The organism is Collinsella sp. AF15-51, from assembly GCF_003462845.1.
In the GTDB taxonomy this organism is placed as follows: Bacteria; Actinomycetota; Coriobacteriia; order Coriobacteriales; family Coriobacteriaceae; genus Collinsella.
This window is the reverse complement of sequence record NZ_QRYG01000002.1, coordinates 169,091-189,618: the sequence shown is the minus strand read 5'-3', so window position 1 is coordinate 189,618 and position 20,528 is coordinate 169,091. Positions and strand designations below refer to the sequence as shown.

14 protein-coding genes and 1 tRNA gene are annotated in these 20,528 nt (G+C 61.1%); 10 read left to right on the top strand and 5 right to left on the bottom strand.

Annotated elements, in window-relative coordinates; genetic code table 11:
* The first annotated feature begins 197 nt into the window (after positions 1-197).
* Positions 198-1,664 carry an ATP-binding protein gene (locus tag DWW51_RS01950; RefSeq protein WP_117773253.1) on the top strand — a complete coding sequence of 489 codons (1,467 nt, stop codon included), beginning with the start codon at positions 198-200 and terminating at the stop codon, positions 1,662-1,664.
* Positions 1,665-1,764: 100 nt separating this feature from the next.
* Here DWW51_RS01950 and DWW51_RS01945 read toward each other — a convergent pair whose 3' ends face one another.
* The 3 genes from DWW51_RS01945 to DWW51_RS01935 all read right to left on the bottom strand — a co-directional run bounded on the left by DWW51_RS01945 (position 1,765) and on the right by DWW51_RS01935 (position 3,679).
* Positions 1,765-2,256, bottom strand: a complete 492-nt coding sequence (locus DWW51_RS01945; protein ID WP_117773251.1) for a hypothetical protein — start codon at positions 2,254-2,256, stop codon at positions 1,765-1,767.
* 326 nt (positions 2,257-2,582) lie between these two features.
* Positions 2,583-3,269, bottom strand: a complete 687-nt coding sequence (locus DWW51_RS01940; RefSeq protein WP_117773249.1) for a DUF5710 domain-containing protein — start codon at positions 3,267-3,269, stop codon at positions 2,583-2,585.
* Between the two features lie 335 nt (positions 3,270-3,604).
* Positions 3,605-3,679, bottom strand: a tRNA-Val gene (locus DWW51_RS01935).
* 290 nt (positions 3,680-3,969) lie between these two features.
* Here DWW51_RS01935 and DWW51_RS01930 point away from each other — a divergent pair.
* The 3 genes from DWW51_RS01930 to glmM all read left to right on the top strand — a co-directional run bounded on the left by DWW51_RS01930 (position 3,970) and on the right by glmM (position 8,869).
* On the top strand, positions 3,970-4,992 hold the full coding sequence (locus tag DWW51_RS01930; RefSeq protein WP_197032136.1) for a DMT family transporter: 1,023 nt from the start codon (positions 3,970-3,972) through the stop codon (positions 4,990-4,992).
* A gap of 149 nt (positions 4,993-5,141) precedes the next feature.
* Positions 5,142-7,454: a DUF4012 domain-containing protein gene (locus DWW51_RS01925; protein ID WP_117773247.1), complete on the top strand. Its 2,313-nt coding sequence runs from the start codon at positions 5,142-5,144 to the stop codon at positions 7,452-7,454.
* 83 nt (positions 7,455-7,537) lie between these two features.
* Positions 7,538-8,869: a phosphoglucosamine mutase gene (gene glmM, locus DWW51_RS01920; protein ID WP_117773245.1), complete on the top strand. Its 1,332-nt coding sequence runs from the start codon at positions 7,538-7,540 to the stop codon at positions 8,867-8,869.
* A gap of 286 nt (positions 8,870-9,155) precedes the next feature.
* On the opposite strand, the gene DWW51_RS01915 is transcribed toward glmM, so the two are convergent.
* Complete coding sequence (locus tag DWW51_RS01915; protein WP_117773243.1) at positions 9,156-10,730, bottom strand: carboxypeptidase M32; 1,575 nt, start codon at positions 10,728-10,730, stop codon at positions 9,156-9,158.
* A gap of 504 nt (positions 10,731-11,234) precedes the next feature.
* Between DWW51_RS01915 and pheS the strand changes: the two genes are divergently transcribed.
* The 6 genes from pheS to DWW51_RS01885 all read left to right on the top strand — a co-directional run bounded on the left by pheS (position 11,235) and on the right by DWW51_RS01885 (position 18,734).
* On the top strand, positions 11,235-12,311 hold the full coding sequence (gene pheS / locus DWW51_RS01910; RefSeq protein ID WP_117773241.1) for a phenylalanine--tRNA ligase subunit alpha: 1,077 nt from the start codon (positions 11,235-11,237) through the stop codon (positions 12,309-12,311).
* A 161-nt stretch (positions 12,312-12,472) separates the two neighbouring features.
* A complete protein-coding gene (gene pheT, locus DWW51_RS01905; protein WP_117773239.1) occupies positions 12,473-14,926 on the top strand; it encodes a phenylalanine--tRNA ligase subunit beta in 2,454 nt (817 codons plus the stop codon).
* Positions 14,927-15,095: 169 nt separating this feature from the next.
* On the top strand, positions 15,096-16,178 hold the full coding sequence (gene cbiM / locus DWW51_RS01900) for a cobalt transporter CbiM (RefSeq protein ID WP_117757543.1): 1,083 nt from the start codon (positions 15,096-15,098) through the stop codon (positions 16,176-16,178).
* Positions 16,156-16,992: an energy-coupling factor transporter transmembrane protein EcfT gene (locus tag DWW51_RS01895; RefSeq protein ID WP_117773237.1), complete on the top strand. Its 837-nt coding sequence runs from the start codon at positions 16,156-16,158 to the stop codon at positions 16,990-16,992. The genes cbiM and DWW51_RS01895 overlap by 23 nt, the downstream gene beginning before the upstream one ends.
* 44 nt (positions 16,993-17,036) lie before the next feature.
* Entirely contained in the window at positions 17,037-17,807 is a 771-nt protein-coding gene (locus DWW51_RS01890) for an energy-coupling factor ABC transporter ATP-binding protein (RefSeq protein ID WP_231501543.1), read from the top strand.
* A gap of 78 nt (positions 17,808-17,885) precedes the next feature.
* Positions 17,886-18,734 (top strand): hypothetical protein, encoded by an 849-nt coding sequence (locus DWW51_RS01885; protein ID WP_117736236.1) that lies wholly within the window; start codon positions 17,886-17,888, stop codon positions 18,732-18,734.
* A 202-nt stretch (positions 18,735-18,936) separates the two neighbouring features.
* On the opposite strand, the gene pyk is transcribed toward DWW51_RS01885, so the two are convergent.
* Entirely contained in the window at positions 18,937-20,397 is a 1,461-nt protein-coding gene (gene pyk, locus DWW51_RS01880) for a pyruvate kinase (protein WP_117637393.1), read from the bottom strand.
* Between the last annotated feature and the right edge of the window lie 131 nt (positions 20,398-20,528).

Below are 20,528 nucleotides of genomic sequence, written 5' to 3'. Positions count from 1 at the left end.
TTGTCTCAATACCGATTGTTTCTACCAGCAAAAACATATTTAAATGAAACAGATGGCAGACATCTTATCTTCCATCTCTCACTCATCTCTTATATGAGAGATAGCAGTAATATGAGAGATAATTACGAAAGATAACTGAGAGATGAAGGAAATCTATTCGCGGCATTCTTCGCAGAACCGAGCGAAAGGACGTGCAGATGAACGAAAACGAACTGACCGGTCTGCTCGAGTCTTTAAGGCGCATGGGCTCGGACGATCTTAACGTCGAGGTCAAGGAGAGCGCCACGACACTTTCCCGCGACGTATGGGAAACGGTTAGCGCATTCGCGAATACCGCTGGCGGAATTATCGTGCTCGGCGTGAGCGAGCGCGCGGGTTTTGTCCCAGTTGCAAACTTTGAGACTGAGAAAGTGCTCAACCAATTCGTGGCGGGCATGGGCGATGCCGGCGGTCGCGGAAAGCTGGCCAATCCGCCCAAATACACCATTGAGCGCGTGGAGCTCCAGGGCACCGTGGTTCTGGTCATCACGATTGAGGAGCTCGACCCGTCGAGCAAGCCTTGCTATGTCATAGAGCGGGGCGCTCAAGGTGGCAGCTACAAGCGCATCGATGACAAAGACGTGCCGCTTTCGTCGACCGAGGTTTTGGCGCTGTCGTCATACGAACGGACGAGCCCTAGCGATCGCGATGCGGTGCCCGGCACGAGTGTGGGCGATCTCGACGAGTCGCTGGTCGACCGCACGATAGAGCGTGCCTATTCGTTGACGCCTCGAGCGATGCGCGGTGCGGCGGACAAGAAGACAAAGATGGAGCGTCTGAATTTCCTCGACTTCCAGGGCAATGTTACCAAGGCCGGCCTCCTTGCCGCGGGCGTTTACCCTCAGCAGTTCTATCCCAAGCTCTTCATTGATGTGGCTGTCCACGTGGGAACTCAAAAGGGAGCTGCGGGGCCACTAAGGTTTATGGACCGCACAGTCTGCGAGGGCACCCTAGGCGAGATGATTTCGGATGCCGTCGCAGCTGTCGCCAAAAACCTGCGCCGCATCTCGACCGTCCAAGGCGTCTCGCGTGTCGACTCGCTGGAGATTCCCGAGGAGGTTCTGCGCGAGGCAATCGCCAACGCCGTAATCCATCGAGAATACGGGGATCGGTTCTGTGGACAATCGATTGCCGTCGACGTCTTTGACGATCGTGTCGAGGTGACGAATCCTGGCGGCCTTTACGGGGGAAAGACTCGCGAGAACTTGTTTGACGGCAGCTCCCGATGCCGTAACGCGACGCTGGTGAAGCTCATGTCGATTGTCCCGCTTCCGGATGGCGCAGGTTCGCCGGCTGAGGGCAATGGCTCGGGCATCCCGATGATGATCGATGCCATGCGCGCGCATGGTCTGGCCGAGCCCCTGTTCTGCCCGGGGTTCGATCGGTTCAAGGTCGTACTTTACCGTTCAAAGATCGAGCCGGTCGATCATGGCGGGGGCTTAATTGTGACGGCACTCAAACACTACGGCGAGCTGGGGACGCGTGAGCTGGCAGAACGCACGGGGCTTACAATTTCCCAGGTTAGGTCGCGCGTCAACGCGCTCATTGCTCAAGGCGAGCTTGAGCCCACGGCGCCGGCGACGAGCCGCAACCGCAAGTATCGACTGTCAGAGCGCGTGGAATAAATGCGTTAGTGGACGAGGCAACCCAATAATCGACCCTCAATTGGCGCCCACTAAGGTAAAGCGGTTGTTGCTCAGTCGACGGTGATGCTAAAGACTCGGCTTACGCCGGCATGGCCCCGAACCCGTCCATCAGGAACAGCCTAAGAACCAGCTTGATGACATATCCCGGTTTGACTTCTGCCGCGTCAAAGACGTGGCGCTCGGCGAGCTCACTGCAGTATGCATAGATGTCACGGATAAGGTCCGCGCCCGAAAGCGTAAACATGTAGCCTACGTCCGAAAGCGCATTGGGCGCGGCGGGCAACTTGGCTATGCGGCAAAAGGTCAACAGGTCGGGCGCCATAGCGTCCTGGTAGCCAAGATGGCTGCCGTCTTCTTGTGCGGCGAGTTCTAGCTGGCGTACTCGATCCAGCGCCGCCGCTAGCACAAAGCTCGGCGTAGGCGCGTTGACGTCCCGAGTGGTCGCCACGAGCCTGCCCGCCGCCTGCGTGACAAGCCAGGCGACCTCGCGCTGGCAGCGCACGGCCTTGCGCGTAACCGGCTTGATGGACGAAGAAGAAACGCTCCCCTTAGGTGGATTCGAAGCAGCCATAAGACCCTCCCATGAACAATCCGGCCCAACAAGCCCGGATGAAACACGTGCTACATCAGTATACAGGGGAGTGGGATGGAAAAAACGGAGTCGACAGCGTGAACTGCCGGCTCCGGATTGCTTGCCTTAGAGGCCGTACACTTCGACCATGGCTTCGCCAATGCGATGGGGCACGCCGGTGACGCTTGCGAACTGCCCGACGGGCGCTGGATGACGAAGCAATCGTTCTGGTTCAACAAGGGCTATCTGGAGCACATCCTGGGGCTGTAGCGTTTTGGGATTGTTTAACGATCGAGCTCCTGCTCCTCAATGCCTCGATGTCATCTCTATAAATAAACCCCCTCACCGAGCTGCTTGTGGAACTCGGCGTGATGGTCGCGTGCCCAAGTAAAGAGTGCCTGGTCAAAGTCGGTGCGCGTGGCCGGGACGCCAAAGACGCCGGCAACTTCGACACGCACAAACTCCAGTGCCGGCAGCTTGTTGATGGCGGTGAGGGCAAACGGGGACGTGGGTTCTTCGAACAGATAGTGGCTGCCTTGCAGCGCGTCGCAACTGGTGCACGTGTTGCCGAGCGACGGGGCTTTGGAGGCTCGTGCGCCTACGGGTTTGTAGCCACAGCGCTTAGAAAGATAGTCGCGGATCTCGCCCGGGACGCAGCCAAGAGCGGGAACAATGGCGAGCGCGTTGGCATTGGCCGTGTCGATGGTAATGTGCCCGGCTTCGTTGGGCGCGTTCGCAATGGCGATGCCCTTGCCGTCATCGGTTCGATAGGGAATACCGAAGGCCGCGACCGAGGTCTCTTCGTGGCATTTCCAGCACTCGCGCTTGCCCAGTACTAGATATATATACGGCGCTGAGGGGTCGGATCGGTCAACACCGGGCAGCCACTCGGCAAAGGGCTCGGTGTTGACGCCGCTGGGTACATACCAGATCTTCTTGGTCCGGTCCCATTTGGCGCCCAGCGCCTTGGCTTCTTCTTTGTGCGAAAAGGGGACATCGAGCTCGGTGCGCATGGCGGCTCCTTGGTGCTGCAGGTGCAAGTGGCTCAAGGATACCGCAGGGCGCAGACATCGCGGCGTTTTGCTGAGAAGTTGCGGTGTGGACTGATTGGTTATGCCGATGGATAGATCGGCAAGTAGATGGTCGGCTTTTGGCCAGTTGGGCGGTTGGAGCAGCTTGCGGCGCAGTTTTGTGCCTGGCTATTGTTGATGTTGGGGTATTGAATTTGTTTGGCAGCCATTCGTCAGGTGAATTGATGCTACGTTGCGATGACGGTTGGAACTGCCAGCGGATTTGGCGACATAAAACAAAACAGCCCAGAGGACATAGCCTCTGAGCTGCGAACATTTGGTGGGCGTTAGAAGATTTGAACTTCTGACCTCTTCCGTGTCAGGGAAGCGCTCTCCCCCTGAGCTAAACGCCCGATCAAGGGTGCGCAAGCGCGCAAGGGATAATATAACGGAGCCTGAACTCGGTGGCAAGAACATTTTTTAAAAATCGCTTACATTGTGGAATTCGGGGGTCTTGTCATATCCATTTCAAAAGAGCCTGCTGCCGCGATTTGGCTGTCGCATAATGCAAGGCCATTGCGGTATCGAGCTATGGAAAGACGCCTGCGGAATTGTCCTACCGATAAGCGGACAAGCCTTCGGCTGGTGCCTTCGCCGTGGTAAGGTAAGCCGAATTGCTTCCAGACTGTTTCGGGGGAGTGGAATGAGCGAAGAGTGTGTCGAGCAGGTCGAAGGCGCAGGGGCTTCGGTGCCGATGACCGATATTTCGAACATTGATGTGCCCGAGGGCACCGACGAGCTCAGCCGCAACACCCGTCGCGCATGGCGCGACCGCCTGAACAGCGCTTCGACGCGCAAGATGATCACGGGCGTCTTGGCTACGCTGGTGGGCGGTTCGTTTTGGGGCTTCTCGGGCACCAGCGCGAGCTTTCTGTTCGATACCTACCACGTCGACACCTTGTGGCTTATGAGCGTGCGTCAGATTCTCGCCGGTCTACTCTTTATGGCCGTGGTTGTTACGCGCGACCGCGAGCGCCTGATTAAGCTCTGGACCACACCCGCCGATCGCAAGCAGCTGCTGCTCTTTACCGCCTTTGGTCTGCTGTTCAACCAGTTTTGCTATCTTTCGGCCGTGCGCCTGACGAACGCCGGAACCGCGACGGTGCTCCAGTGCCTGCAGCTCGTTATCATCATGGGCTACACCTGCGTGACCGATCGCCGCATGCCGCGTACTCGCGAAGTCATCGGCATTGGCCTGGCTCTGGGTGGAACCTTTTTAATCGCCACCGGCGGCGACCCTACCAGTCTGAATATCTCGCCGCTTGGCCTGGCAGCGGGTCTTATGTGTGCGGTCAGCGCCACGTGTATGGCGGTGATTCCCGCTAAGATCCTGCCCGAATACGGCAGCCCCATCGTCACGGGCTCGGCAATGCTCACGGCGGGCGTGGTCTCGTGTGTCTTCGTGCAGCCCTGGGCGCATATGCCGGCGCTCGACGCTGCCGGCGTCGAGGCGCTCGCGGTGTTCGTGGTTATCGGCTCGTTTTTTGCTTACATGCTCTATATGCAGGGCGTTAAGGACATCGGCTCGGTGCGTGCGAGCCTCATCGGAACTGTGGAGCCGGTTTCGGCGACCATCACCAGCGCCGTTATGCTGGGTACGGTGTTTTTGCCGACCGACCTTATCGGCTTTGCCATGATCATCGTGATGATGTTCCTCACGGCGTAGCTGGCGCCGCCGCCAAGACGGAAAAGGTGTTGTGCCGCATTTTCGCCAATTGATGTCCGTGTCTGGAGTTTAGCTGTCGATGCCCAAAATGCCATAAACTAGTAACGTTATGGACTTTTTCATTGCGACTCAATTGCGAGGATTTCTTTATGGCTGGTAATCACTTTAAGGACAGCGATAGCGGCCGTCCTGCAGTTCCGCCGCGTCCGAACGGGGCTGGTAAGGCCGGCACGCCGGGCGGCGCTGGACAGGGCGGTTCCGGTAAGCGCGTGTCCCCGGGCGAGACGGCGATGTTTACCGCTCTGTACGAGCAGTCTCAAAAGGCAAAAAAGACCGGCCGTGCAAGAGGGAATGTCTTTGCGGGCGGTGCAACCTCCGCGTCGCAGCCGAGCGGGGCTCCTTCGGTACCTGCGAACAACGCAGGTGCTGCCAACGCCGCAAATGCCGCCGGCAACGTTAATACCGGCAAGGGCGCCAACAATACTCCCTCTGCCGGTGGCGCGGGGCTTACGGGTAACCTTGGCACGATTTACACCGGTGCCTCCGAGACTGGCACGTTCGCCCGCCTGGATGATAGCGGTGCCGAGTTTGCGGGCTCGGGTTCCAAGGAAGATTATTACGATTTTGGCTTGAACTACGGTAGCGACGCTTCGTCGAGTTCGACCTCTGACGGTCTGGTCCGTCATCGCCATCGCAAGGGCGAACGCAAAAAGCGTCACACCGGCGCCATTATTGCCGCTGTAGTCGCGGTGCTTCTCGTTGCGCTTGGCGCAAGCGGCTTTATGCTGCTTAACTCGGCAAAGACCGTAAAGAGCGAAGCGAAGGAGGCCGTCGAGATTGTCGGTGGCCTTAAGGACAAGGTCACGTCGGGCGATTTTTCGACGCTGCCTGACGACGCGAAGAAGATCGATGAGCTTTGCGACAGCATGAAGGCGGAGACCTCGAGCCCGCTGTGGACAGCGGCTTCGTTTATCCCGGTGTATGGCAGCGACATCAATGCGGCCCGCACCATGATCGACGCCCTGTCCGATGTCTCGAGCAATGCGCTGGTTCCCATGGCCGATAACCTTTCGCAGGCCACGCCCGGCAAGCTGTTTCAGGACGGCATGATTAACGTGTCCGCGCTGCAGGCCGTTGCCGATTCGCTTTCCAGCAGCTCGAAGGTGTTCAAGAGCGCCAACGAGAAGATCCAGGGCATTGGCGATACTCATATTTCCCAGGTGACCGAGCTGGTCGATAAGGCCAAGGACGGCTTTGCCACCCTCAACGGCGCGGTTGACGCGGCGGAGAAGGTCGCCCCCGTCCTTCCGCAGATGCTCGGCGCCAACGGCCAGACGCGCAACTACCTTGTGTACGCCATGAACAACGTCGAGATTCGTGCCTGCGGCGGCTTTGGCGGTTCGCAGGGCCTGATTTCGGTCACCGACGGCCAGATGTCGATCGGCGAGTTTGTTCCCCGCATTGGACTCAGCGAGGACGAGGCGGTCGAGAGCGTCGACGAAGAGGATGAGGCGTTGTTCGGCAACCACAGTAACCTGTACAACTCGGGCAATACCTATTCGCCCGATTGGCCCCGCAACTCGCAGCGTGTCGCAGCCCTGTGGAAATCTCAATATGGCCAGGACGTTGACGGCGTCGTGGGCATTGACCCGGTGTTCCTGCAGTATCTGCTGGGCCTGGTCGGTAATGTGTCGCTGCCCGACGGAACGGTTGTCGACGGCACCAACGCCGCAAAGGTCCTCATGCACGATGTGTACTGGAACTATCCGGTCGAGGAGTCGGACGGCATCTTTGCATCCGTCGCCAGCGCTGCCTTCGACAAGATCCTTGGCGGTATCGGCGATGTCGATGTTACGAAGCTTGTCAGCGCCGTTGAGCGCGGTGCCGAAGAGGGCCGCCTGATCGCGTGGATGAAAAACGATGATGAGCAGAATGCCATCAAAGAGACGGGCATTGACGCTTCGCTGCCCGATCCGGATGATCCGAGTGCCGATCCCGTTGCCGGCGTTTACTTTAACAACCTGAGCTTCTCCAAGCTCGACTGGTATCTGAACGCCGACACGCAGATTGGCCAGGGCGTCAAGAACGGTGACGGCACGTGCTCCTATCGCATCACCGTTACCCTGACGAACATCATGACGCAGGAGGAGGCTGGCAAGCTGCCCAACTACGTTGCGGCGAGCGCACCCGATGCCGCGCGTGACGACGAACGCCTGAATGTCTCACTGTTTGCCCCGACGGGCGGCAACATCAGTGACCTTACGGTTGAGGGCACCCAGTTTGGTCTTGGCGCCGCTACGTGGCATGGAATCCCCTTCTATTCGGGCACCGTTGACCTGCATGCTGGCGAGACGACGACGATCACATATACGCTGACCACGTCGGCCGAGGCGGGGGACAAGCCGCTTACGCTGCGTCAGACTCCTACATGCCAGGCGGCTCGCGACAGCGCGTCGGCGTAGGATTTTTCTGGTAGCGCAGATAATCGAGTACCATTTTGGGGCGGACAGGCAATCTGTTCGCCCCTATTTTGTAAGGAGAGCGCATGAAGTACTTTGGCACCGACGGCTTTCGCGGTGAGGCCAACGTTGGGCTGACGGTAGAGCACGCTTATAAGATTGGCCGTTTTGTGGGCTGGTATTACGGCGCCAACCGCGAGCGCAAGGCGCGCGTCATCGTGGGCAAGGACACACGTCGCTCGAGTTATATGTTCGAGGCGGCGCTGGTGAGTGGCCTGGTCGCGAGCGGTGCGGACGCCTATATGCTGCACGTGATCCCCACGCCGGGCGTAGCGCATCAGACCGTGGAAGGCTGCTTCGATTGCGGCATCATGATCAGCGCGAGCCACAACCCGTTTTGCGATAACGGCATTAAGCTCGTCAACAGCGACGGTTTTAAGATGGACGAGGACGTACTGGAGCTCATCGAGGACTACATCGATGGCAAGAGCGAGGTGCCGCTGGCCACGGGCAACTACATCGGCGCCACGGTGGACTACATGCAGGGCCGCAACCGCTACATTGCCTCGCTCATCGCCAGCGCGAACTTTTCGCTGCAGGGCGTCAAGATCGGTATCGACTGCGCCAACGGCTCGGCTTCCTCGGTGGCCAAGCCGGTGTTTGACGCGCTCGGTGCCGACGTGCGCGTGATCAACGCCGCGCCCGATGGCTTTAACATCAACGTCGACTGCGGCTCCACGCATATGGAGCGCCTGCAGCGCCACGTGGTGGAGCAAGGCCTGGACGTGGGTTTTGCCTATGACGGCGATGCCGACCGCTGCCTGGCCGTGGATGAGCGCGGTCGCGTGGTAGACGGCGACCAGATCCTGTACGTGTGCGGCGTGTATCTGAACAAGCACGGTCGCCTTTCGGGCGGTACCGTGGTGCCGACGATCGCCAGCAACTTTGGTCTGGTCAAGTCGCTGGAGCTTGCCGGACTGAGCGCCGTGACCAGCGGCGTGGGCGACCGTCACGTGTATGCCAAGATGCGCGAGGGCGGCTACAGCCTGGGCGGCGAGCAGACGGGCCATACGATCTTTGGCGATATCGAGCGCACGGGCGACGGCATTATGACCTCGCTGCGCGTGATGGAAGTGATTCGTGCCGAGCGCGAGACGCTCTCGCAGCTCACGGCTCCGTGCAAGCTGCTGCCGCAGGCGCAGGTTGCCGTGCGCGTAGCGGATAAGGACGCCGCGCTCGAGAACATGGGCGTGCAGAACGCCATCGCCGAGGCCGAGACTGCGCTGGCAGGCGAGGGCCGCGTGCTCGTGCGCAAGAGCGGAACCGAGTCGGTTATCCGCGTGCTGGCCGAGGCGCCCGACCAAGCATCCGCCGATGCCGCCATGAAGCGCATCGCAAGTGCTTTGGAAGCTCTTTAGTTACGCGGTTTTACCAAACCGCGTAACTGCTCGACGCTGCAAACGACTCTAAGCGGCAATCTGACGTTCAATTACAAGGGCGCGACCAGAAGGTCAGCGCCCTTTCATTTCACGTTATCTTGCTCGCTTGGGGTCGTTTTCTCTGACGTTGCCAAGACATTAGCGTCAACGAGCTACTCATTGGGGACAGTCTTTGCCGATTGGCCGGTTTGCTGGCCGGATGGGCAAGGACTGTCCCCAACTGCCGGCAGAAAAGGAACGTCCCTAACTGCCGGCCTTCAAGGCCTTACAGCTGGTAGAGCGTGGTGAACTTGTCCTGCAGGTAGCTGCAGTAGTAGCGGGCGTCAAAGGCCATGCCGCACGCGCCCTTGATGAGCTCCGGCGCGTCCTTGGCGCGGCCCCACTGCCAAATGTGCCCGCCGAGCCAGGCGCGGACGGGCGCCAGGTCGCCGCTCGCACAGGCGCCGTTAAGGTCGACACCGTCGCGGCACATGGCCGGCACAAACATGGCGTCGTAGGCGCTACCCAGTGCATACGTGGGGAAGTAGCCAAACGAGCCGCCGCTCCAGTGCGTATCCTGCAGGCAGCCGTGCGTGTCGTCGGGAACGGGAATGCCCAGGTACTCGTTCATAAAGCGGTTCCAAAGCGCGGGGATGTCCTTGGCCGTGGCCTCGCCGGCAAACAGCATGCGCTCGATCTGGTAGCGCACCATAATATGCAGCGGATAGGTGAGCTCGTCGGCCTCGGTGCGGATCAACGACGGCTGCGCGATGTTCACGGCGCGGTAGAGCGTGTCCTCGTCGACGTCGCCGTAGACCTCGGGTGCGTGGCGGCGCAGCACCTCGAGCAGCGGTCCCATAAAGGCGCGGCTGCGACCCACGGTGTTCTCGAAGAAGCGGCTCTGGCTCTCGTGGATGCCCATGGAGGTGCCACCCTCAAGACAGGTGCGCGCATAGGCAGGATTGACGCCCAGCTCATACATGGCGTGTCCCGCCTCGTGGATGATGCTGTAGACGTTGGAGATGCAGTCGTCTTCGTAGATGTGCGTGGCGATGCGCGCGTCGCCCACCGAGAAGCCCTCGCTAAACGGGTGCTCGGTAAAGGCAAGCGTGGTGTCGTCCAGGTTCAGGCCGACGAGTTTCATGAGGTCGAAGCTCATGGCGCGCTGGGCGGCCTCGGGCACGCGGGCGTGCAAGAAGTCGGCAGCGGGCTGCTGGCCGCGCTCGCCAATGGCATGCACAAGCGGCACGACCGTGGCCTTGACCTCGTCACAAAACGCGTCGAAGCTCTGGGCGGAAAGGCCGCGCTCGTACTGGTCGAGCCACACATCGTAGGGGTCGCGCTTGGGGTCCATGAGCTCGGCCTGATGCTTAAGTTGGGCGACGATTCTATCCACATAGGGCTCAAAGCTCGCCCAGTCGTTGGCCGCCTTGGCCTTGTGCCACACGGCGTCGGCCTCGCAGGTGAGCCTGGTCCAGGCCTCGGCCTCCTCGGTGGGGATAACGCTCGCCTCGCGCTGGTCGCGGCCGAGCACGCGGATCTCGTCGAGCAGCTGCGGGTCGTCTACATGTCCGCCCGCGACGGTCTCTCGTGCCAGCGAGCGCACAAGTTCGACAGACTTTTTGCTGGTCAGGAGCTTATGATGCTCGCCGGCGAGGGTACCCATGGCGTCGGCGCGCGCTGCGGCGCCGTTGGCGGGAGCAATGGTCGCACCGTCAAACTCGGCAATCTTGAGCAGGTACTCGCGGGTCCACAGTTTGCCTTCGAGCTTGCGGAATTTTTTGACGGCCTTATCGACCTTCATGCCTTTGGGCGTCTTGCCCACTGCGGGCTTGGCCTTCTTATCGTGCTTCTTACCCATACCATATCCTTGATCTCGCAGACCGGACGCCACGGGTGGGCGTTCGGCCAGTTTGCACAGCCACCTGCCTTGTACCCAGTGCGGACAAAACGGAACGCGGCGATATGCTCGCAGAATGTGTTATCCTGTAGCCCAATGCGTTGACGGAGAGGGTTTTGCCCGCCGCGTCGCCGGCAAGAGAGGGAAGGTCATGGGCTGCAAGCCTTCCTGCGGTGACAAGGGCCAAGCGTTCACTCCCGAGCAGCGACCTCAACGGGCACGCGGCCAGCGGCGGCGAAGCCCCAGTAGGGAAGCCGTGAGCCTCGCGATAAGGGGCGCAGAGTGGGCACGGCGGGCCAGACATCCGCCGCGTCAAACAAGGTGGTACCGCGGAATTCAACCGTCCTTGGGCAATGCACATGCCCGAGGGCGGTTTTTTGTTACCGAACCGGGCCGCGTTTTCGCAACGTCAGGCGGCGGTAGTCGCCTCGGCAAGCGGGGAGCGCGAGAGACGAAAGGGAAGACATGAGTCTGATTGATGATCTGGTCAAACTCGAGGAAGAGGCCAAGGAGCTCGTCGCAGGCGCCGACGACGCCGAGAAGCTCGAGGCCGCGCGCGTCGCGCTGCTCGGCCGCAAGGGCCGCATCACCGGCCTGATGCGCATGATGGGCAAGCTCGCTCCCGAGGATCGCCCCGTCATGGGCAAGCGCGCCAACGAGATGCGTCAGCTGATCGAGGGCATGCTCGACGAGCGCACCACCGAGATGAAGGCCGCCGCCCTTAAACACGCACTCGAGCACGATGCCGTCGACATCACGCTGCCGGGCATCCGTCCGCAGATCGGTCACCAGCACCTGATCAAGCAGATTATCGAGGAGGCCGAGGACATCTTCTGCGGTATTGGCTATACCGTCGAGTCTGGTCCCATGGTCGACACCTCCTACTACAACTTCACCGCGCTCAACGCCCCCATGGATCACCCGAGCCGCTCGGCCCGCGATACCTTCTACGTGGTCGACAACAACCCCGGCAGCGTCGCGCACCCCGAGGCTCACGCCCACGGCGAGTCCGACGTGCTGCTGCGCACCCAGACCTCGGGCGTGCAGATCCACACCATGGAGTCGCAAAAGCCGCCCATCTACATGATCTGCCCGGGCACCGTCTACCGTCCCGACACGGCCGATGCCTGCCACCTGCCGCAGTTCAACCAGATCGAGGGCCTGGTCGTCGACGAGGGCATCACCTTTGGCGACCTGAAGGGCACGCTCGACTACTTTGTTAAGTGCATGTTTGGCGAGGATCGCAAGACGCGTTACCGCCCGCATTTCTTCCCCTTCACCGAGCCCAGCTGCGAGGTGGACGTGAGCTGCCACGTGTGCGGCGGCAAGGGCTGCAACTTCTGCAAGCATAGCGGCTGGATCGAGATCCTGGGCTGCGGCATGGTCGACCCCAACGTCCTGATCAACTGCGGCATCGACCCCGAGAAGTACACCGGCTTCGCCTTTGGCATTGGCGCCGAGCGCGTCGCGGCCCTGCGCTACGACCTGCCCGACCTGCGAACGCTCATGACGGGCGATATGCGCTTCTTAAATCAGTTCTAGGCCCGGCGGCTTTCCCAAGCACCGCACCTTGCCTTTCAACCGTCGGTTGCGTACCTAAGTACGCGGCCCTCCTCTTTCAAGGCAATCTGCGGCACTTGGAAAACCCGTCTCCGTTGCAGTTTTTTGGCTCAAAGCCGCATTTATGAAAGGAGACCAGTTAGATGCGCGTTTCTTACGACTGGCTCAAGACCATGATCGATATTCCGGAGGATCCTAAGACCCTTTCGGACGAATATATCCGTACCGGCACCGAGGTCGAGGCGATCGACACCGTGGGCGAGTCCTTCGACCATGTAGTGACCGCCAAGGTGCTCACCAAGACCCCGCACCCCGATAGCGACCATATGTATGTGTGCTCGGTCGACGTGGGCGACAAGAACCTCGACGCCGACGGCAACCCCGCTCCGCTGCAGATTGTCTGCGGCGCGCAGAACTTTGAGGCCGGCGACCACATCGTCACGGCCATGATCGGTGCCGAGCTGCCCGGCGACATCAAGATCAAGAAGAGCAAGCTGCGCGGCGTCGTGTCCATGGGCATGAACTGCTCCGCGCGCGAGCTCGGTCTGGGCGGCGACCACTCTGGCATCATGATCCTGCCCGAGGATACGCCCTGCGGCATGCCGTTTGCCGAGTATGTGGGCTCGAGCGACACCGTGCTCGACTGCGAGATCACGCCCAACCGTCCCGATTGCCTGTCCATGATCGGCATGGCCCGCGAGACCGGCGCCATCTTCGACCGCGATTTCCACGTTGAGCTGCCCGCCATCAAGGCGGAGACCGGCCGCGCGACCGACGACGAGCTTTCCGTCGAGATCGCCGACGAGGGCCTGTGCGACCGCTACGTCGCCCGCATCGTGCGTAACGTGAAGGTCGGCCCGTCGCCCGACTGGATGGTCAAGCGCCTCAACGCCCTGGGCGTGCGCCCGCACAACAACATCGTCGACATCACCAACTACGTGATGATGCTCACCGGTCAGCCGCTGCATGCCTTTGACCTGTCTACCTTTGCCGAGCGCGACGGCCACCGCCGCGTGGTGGTTCGCGCCGCCCAGCAGGACGAGAAGTTTACGACGCTCGATGGCGAGGAGCGCGTGCTCGACGCCGGCATGGGCCTCATCACCGACGGCGAGCGCCCCGTGGCGCTGGCCGGCGTTATGGGCGGCATGGATTCCGAGATCGAGGACGACACCGTCGACGTGATGGTCGAGAGCGCCTGCTTTAACGCCGGCCGCACCTCGCACACCAGCCGCGATCTGTCGCTGATCTCCGACGCCTCCATTCGCTTTGAGCGCCAGGTCGACGAGACCGGCTGCGTGGATGTCGCCAACGTTACCTGCGCGCTCATCGAGGAGATCGCCGGCGGCGAGGTTGCTCCCGGCTATGTCGACGTTTTCCCCGCGCCCAAGACCATCGACAGCATTAAGCTGCGCCTGGCCCGCGTGCACGCCATCTGCGGTGCCGACATCGAGCCCGACTTTATCGAGCGTTCGCTCACCCGCCTGGGCTGCACCGTCGAGCGTGACGGCGAGGACTTTATGGTCACTCCGCCGAGCTTCCGCCCCGACCTGCCGCGCGAGATCGATCTGATCGAGGAGGTCCTGCGCCTGTGGGGCATGGGCCGCGTGACGGCGACCATCCCGGCTGCCAAGAACCACATCGGCGGCCTGACCCGCGAGCAGAAGCTCACCCGTAAGGTCGGTGAGATCCTGCGCGCCTGCGGCCTCAACGAGACCACGACTTTTGGCTTTGCCGCCCCGGGCGACCTGGAGAAGATCGGTATGTCCACCGAGGGCCGCGGTTGCCCCGTGGTGCTCATGAACCCGCTGGTGGCCGAGCAGACCGAGATGCGTCGTTCGCTGCTGCCGGGCCTGCTGCAGTCCGTGGCCTACAACGAGGCGCACGGTACGCCCAACGTGCACCTGTACGAGGTCGGCAGCCTGTTCCACGGTCGCGAGAACGCCAGCCTGCCCAAGGAGACCAAGTCCGTCGCGGGTGTGCTCTCGGGCCAGTGGAGCGAGCAGTCTTGGAACATGAAGTACCGTAAACTGCGTTTCTTCTTTGGCAAGGGTATCGTCGAGGAGCTGCTCGCCCAGCTGCGCATCGAGAAGGTTCGCTTCCGTCCCGTCGAGGGCGAGGGCTATGCCTTTTTGCAGCCGGGTCGTGCGGCCGAGGTTCTGTCCGGCGGCACCGTGCTGGGTTGGGTCGGCGAGATCCACCCCGAGGCGCGCGAGGCCTGCGGCATCGACGAGGTTGTCGTTGCCTTTGAGCTTGACCTGGACAAGCTGATCAAGGGCGCCCGCAACCAGGAGAACTACCGCGAGTTCTCGCAGTACCCGGCCGTTGAGCACGACCTTGCCATTGTGGTCGACAATGCCGTGACCTGCGAGGATCTTGAGCGCCGTATTACCAGCGCCGGCGGCAAGCTGCTCGAGGGCGTGCGCCTGTTCGATGTCTACCGCGATCCGGTTCGTATCGGCAAGGGCAAGAAGTCCATGGCCTTTGCGCTCACGTATCGCTCGGACGACCACACGCTTACTAGCGAAGAGGTCGAGAAGGCGCACCAGAAGATCGTCACCAAGGTGTGCAAGGGCGTAAACGGCGAGGTCCGCGGCTAGGACCGCTTGCGTCTGTGACGAATGTATTACAAAACGGCGCACTGCTTTGTTGGCAGTGTGCCGTTTTGCTATGATACCCGGCGGCGTGTTACGAATCTAACAATACGTAACACTGGCAAGGTTATTCAAGCGGCGCTGCAATTCCGTGCGCCGACAACCGGGAGGCGCTATGCACATTCCAGATAATTATTTGTCCCCGCAGACCGATGCCGTTATGGCGGTGGCGATGGTGCCCGTATGGGTTCACTGCATCAAAAAGGTGCGCGCCACGCTCGATCGCGAGCATATGGCGTTCCTGGGCATCTGCGCCGCATTCTCCTTCTTGCTCATGATGTTCAACGTGCCGCTGCCCGGCGGCACCACTGGTCACGCCGTCGGCGGCGCACTCATCGCGCTGCTGCTGGGCCCCGAGGCCGCGGCTATCGCTGTCTCGGTCGCGCTGGCGCTGCAGGCGCTGCTGTTTGGCGACGGCGGCGTTCTGTCGTTTGGCGCCAACTGCTTTAACATGGCCTTTGTGCTGCCGTTTGTCGCTGCTATCGTGTTCCGTGCGCTCAACAGCCGTCTGCACGACAAGAGCTGGGGCACCTCGGTTTCTGCCATCGTGAGCGGTTGGGTCGGCCTGTGCCTGGCGGCCCTGTGCGCGGCAATCGAGTTTGGTATTCAGCCGATGCTCTTCACCAACGCTTCGGGCGCCCCTCTGTACTGCCCCTTCCCGCTGTCCGTGGCTATTCCGGCCATGTTGATCCCGCATATGCTGGTTGCCGGCGTGATCGAGGGCGTGGCGACGGCCGCCATCTACGGCTTCATTAAGAAGACGGCGCCGAGCATTATCGTCGGCCCCGAAGCCGCCGATGGCCAGCTTGCCGCCGATGGTACCGCCAAGAAGACTTCCCTGATTCCCACGCTCATTCTGGTCGCCGTGCTTGTCGTGGCCACGCCGCTGGGCCTGTTGGCCACAGGTGACGCATGGGGCGAGTGGGACGCCGAGGGCGCCGCGACCGCCGTTCAGGAGGCTGGCGACGACAGCCTGCAGGCTTCGGTCGGCCTCGATACCCCGACCTTTGCCGATGCCCTGCCCACGGGCGATTATCTGCAGGCCTATTCCGAGGAGCAAGGCCTTGGCTTTGCCGGCCAGGCCGCGATGTATATTCTTTCGGGCGTGATTGGCGTGGCGGTGCTCACCATCGCGTTCCGACTGGTTTCGCTGACGGTTAAGGAAAGCGGTGCTCATGGCAATAGCCGAGCTGCCTAGTTGGCTTGCGGCCGAGGAGCGTTACGAGCCCGCGGAGGCTCGGCATCGTGTGATGCAAAAGAATGTCCTGCATCTGGCGAGCCTGCTTGAGCGGGTTCGCCTGGGTGGAGGCGCGCACGAGGGCGGGTCGATGGTCGACCGCGCCCTTTCTTGCGTTTCGGCTCCGGTGCGCCTGGTAGGGATGTTCGTTTACGTCTTGTGCGTGTGCCTGACGCAGAGCCCGCTATACCTGATGCTAATGGCGGCGACCGCGTTGGTGCTGGTCGCGGTGCGCCCTGTACGCGGGCTGCGCGCTACCTTTGTGCCGGCGTTGGCTGCCGCGGGGTTTGCCGTGGTTTTGGCGCTGCCTGCCCTGCTGCTGGGTGCTTCCGCCACGGGCGCCATGCTCAAGATTGCACTCAAGACGTTCATTAACGTGTCGCTGGTGCTGGGCGTTTCGTGGACGCTCACCTGGAGTCGCATGTCGGCGGCGCTTAAGATGCTGCGCCTGCCCGACGAGGTCATCTTTACCTTTGATATGGCACTCAAGCATATCGAGGTGCTGGGACGCACGGCGCACGATCTGTGCGAATCGGTCATGCTGCGCAGCGTTGGCCGTGCGCCTGAGGGATTTTCGCGCACCGACTCGCTGGCGGGTATCATGGGCATGACCTTTATCAAGGCGATGGAGTGCAGCCACACGATGGACGAGGCTATGCTCTGCCGCGGCTTTGCCGGTGCGTACCCGGCGCCCGGGCGGAGCGGCTTTGGCTGGCGCGATGCGGTTTATGCGGCCGTCGTGGTGCTGCTCGCCGTGTTGTGCGTGGTGCTGTAGCGCGGGCGGCCGAGCCGTCGATGTGGATAGGGAAGGGCGACGTTTTGGCAAACGATACGAATGGCGTGATGGGCGCGAGCGGTGCTACTGGCGCCAAGAGCGTGCCGCTCATCGAGTTTCGCGACGTGGTGTTCTCCTATGCGGGGCATACGGTTGTCGATGGTGTGTCGCTGCAGGTCGATCGTGGTGAACTCGTTGCCCTACTCGGTCCCAACGGCTGCGGTAAGACGACGATTATGCGCCTTATCAACGGTCTTGAACTAGCGGACGCGGGTGCGTGCCTGTTTGACGGGCACGTGATCGATGCGGCATATCTCAAGGATTCCGCAGCCGCTCAGCGGTTCCATCAGCGCGTGGGCTTTGTGTTCCAGAATGCCGACGCCCAGCTGTTCTGCGCTACGGTGGGCGAGGAAGTTGCTTTTGGCCCCGCGCAGATGGGGCTGCCGACAGACGAGCTCGAGCGCCGCGTCCGCGATGCCGTGGAGCTGTTCCAGGTTGCCGATCTGGTCGATGCCTCGCCCTGTCAGCTTTCGGGCGGGCAAAAGAAGCGCGTTGCGCTGGCTGCGGTGGTGTCGATGAACCCCGATATCCTAGTGCTCGATGAGCCCACCAACGGGCTCGATGAGGACTCGTGCGACATCGTAGTCAACTTTTTGCTGGCCTACGTTGCTGCCGGTAAGACGGTTTTGATGAGTACGCACCATCAAGATTTGGTGCGCCGCCTGGAGGCCCGTGCCATCTATATCGATCGATATCACCATGTGGTCGAGGCGCCCGTGCCGTCGTATGGAACCGAAAGCGGTGCTGCGGAATAGTTGCTGCGTAGGGTATGTATGGCCGCCTGTGCGACTCTGCCGTGATGGTATAGTTAACCAGGTTTTATGGGGGTGGCTATGCCAAGTTGGAACATTCATATCGCTCAAACGGAGCGCTTGCTGGCACGTGCTAGCGTGCTTGCCGATAGCGTGCGCGACCGCAATGCCTTTTTGTTTGGCTGCGTGGTTCCGGATATCTTCGTGGGCTATATGGTCCCTGGCATCGCCGATCCCATTCCGTATCGCATTACGCACTTTGCAAAGCCCGAGCCTATCCCTAAGCCGCGCGAGCACGAGTTCTGGGATACCTATGTGGCGCCGCTGCTTAAAGGCGCACCCGCGGGCGAACCTGCTGAGGCTACCTCGATTGTCGAGGAGCGCGAGCGACTGAACCGCGTGCACTATCCTCAGCGCTACAGGGATGCCGAGCCGGTTGTCGGTCCCGGCGCCTGTGAGTTCTCGCTTGCGTCCGAAGATGTGGCGCAGTCGCTGCTCGATTTAACGCTGGGCGTCTGGTCGCATCTGGTGGCCGACACGGTATGGAACACGCGTGTGAACCAGTATCTGGAAGCACACGGCGGCAAGCCGTGCGAGGAATTCCGCATTAAAAAGCAGGGCGATTTTGACTGGTTTGGCAAGACGCTGGGCATCGTTTCCATTCCGCGTGCGACCGATCGCCTCTATACCGCTGCGACGCGTTTTGGGCAGTATCCCATCCATAAAGAATATGTGCTCAAGACTATCGGCGTCATGCACGAGATTGTACGCGAAAACCCCGGCGAGCCCGATCATCCGCCGTATCGCCTGCTAACCGAGGAGTTTTTCGATGCAACGTTTACCGAGGTCATCGAGCTGACCGAGGCGGGATTTGCGGCTCGCGTTGCTGCTTCTGACGTTCCCGCAGTCCCCCTGATCGCTAGCTGCTAGCCGGCCGGCTTAACGGTGAACAGTTCATTCCAATTGACCAACGGCTCCCGTCGCAGGGCGTCTTCGGTGGTGCGCTCGGCATCGGAGAGGCTTGCGACTGAACACAAATCGATGATGCGGCATACGAAGAAGGTCTAAAAAGGGCCCGGAAGGCAAAGCCTTCCGGGCCCTTTTGCAATGCAAGCGTGCTTGCAAGTGCGATTTAGCGCACCTGAGCGACGTAAGCGACGTTGGTCGAGGAGACCTTGTCCTCGAGCTGAACACTCATGCGGGGATCGCCGGCGGTAGCGACGGTCAGATCGCCGGCCTCGACGTAGCCGAGCTCCTTAGCGGTCTCGATCGCCTTGACGATCGTGCCGTTGACGGTGCCCTGGGTAATCTCGGCCTGGTGCGGGATAACGCCCCAGTACATGATCATCTGCTGGACGGCCCACTCGTGGCGGGAGAACGCGCAGATCGGCATGTTGGGACGGAAGTGCGAGATCAGGCGTGCGGTACGACCGGTGGTCGTCGGCACGGTGATGCACTTGGCGCCAACGGTGGTGGCCATGTTCACAGCGGACATACCCACAACGTTGTTGACGACGCGGGTGCCGTGAGCGTCGGCCGGAACCTCGAGCGGAGCGTGGGCCGGGAGGTACTTCTCGGTCTCGAGAGCAATGCTGGCCTGCATCTTAACGGCCTCGACCGGGTACTTACCGGCAGCGGACTCGCCAGAGAGCATAACGGCGTCGGTGCCGTCGTAGATGGCGTTAGCAACGTCGGCAACCTCGGCGCGCGTCGGGCGCGGGTTCTGCTGCATGGAGTCGAGCATCTGCGTAGCGGTGATAACGGGCTTGTAGGCCGCGTTGCACTTGGCGATGATCTCCTTCTGGATGTGCGGAACGAGCTCGGGCTTGATCTCGATACCCAGGTCGCCACGGGCGACCATGATGCCGTCGGAAGCCTCGAGGATCTCGTCGAAGTTCTCGACGCCCAGGGCGCACTCGATCTTCGGGAAGATCGTCACGTGCTCGCCACCGTTCTCGCGGCAAAGCTTGCGGATGCCGCGGACGGACTCGCCGTCACGGATGAAGGAAGCGGCGATGTAGTCGATGTTCTCGGTCAGGCCAAAGAGGATGTCCTGACGATCGCGCTCGGTGATGGCGGGCAGCGAGATGTTGACGTTGGGCATGTTGACGCCCTTGCGCTCGCCGATCAGGCCGTCGTTCTTAACGACGCAGGTCATGTCCTGGCCGCTGACGGACTCGACCTCGAGGGCAACCAGGCCGTCATCGATCAGGATGAGGGAGCCCTTCTCGACCTCGGAAGGCAGAGCCAGGTAGTCGAGGGAGATGTGCTCAGCGGTGCCGTGGAAATCCTCGGACGTGGGCTGAGCGGTGACGACGATCTTATCGCCGGTCTTGACGGCAACCTTCTTGCCGTCGACCAGAAGGCCGGTGCGGACCTCGGGGCCCTTGGTGTCGAGCAGGATGCCGACAGGCAGACCGAGCTCCTTGGAAATACGGCGGACGCGCTCGATGCGACCGTGGTGCTCGTCGTAGGAGCCGTGCGAGAAGTTAAAACGGGCGACGTTCATGCCCGCCTTGATCATCTCGCGGATGGTCTCGTCGCTATCGCAGGCGGGACCCATGGTGCATACAATCTTAGTGCGCTTGTACATTCAGACCTCCATCTGACATCGTCTTGCGCTGATAGATAAACCATAAGAAATAAAACCGAGATGATTATAACGAAATGCCGACCGAATACCCCAAAAAATCGACCGTATGCCGAAATGGAAGTTCATTTTTT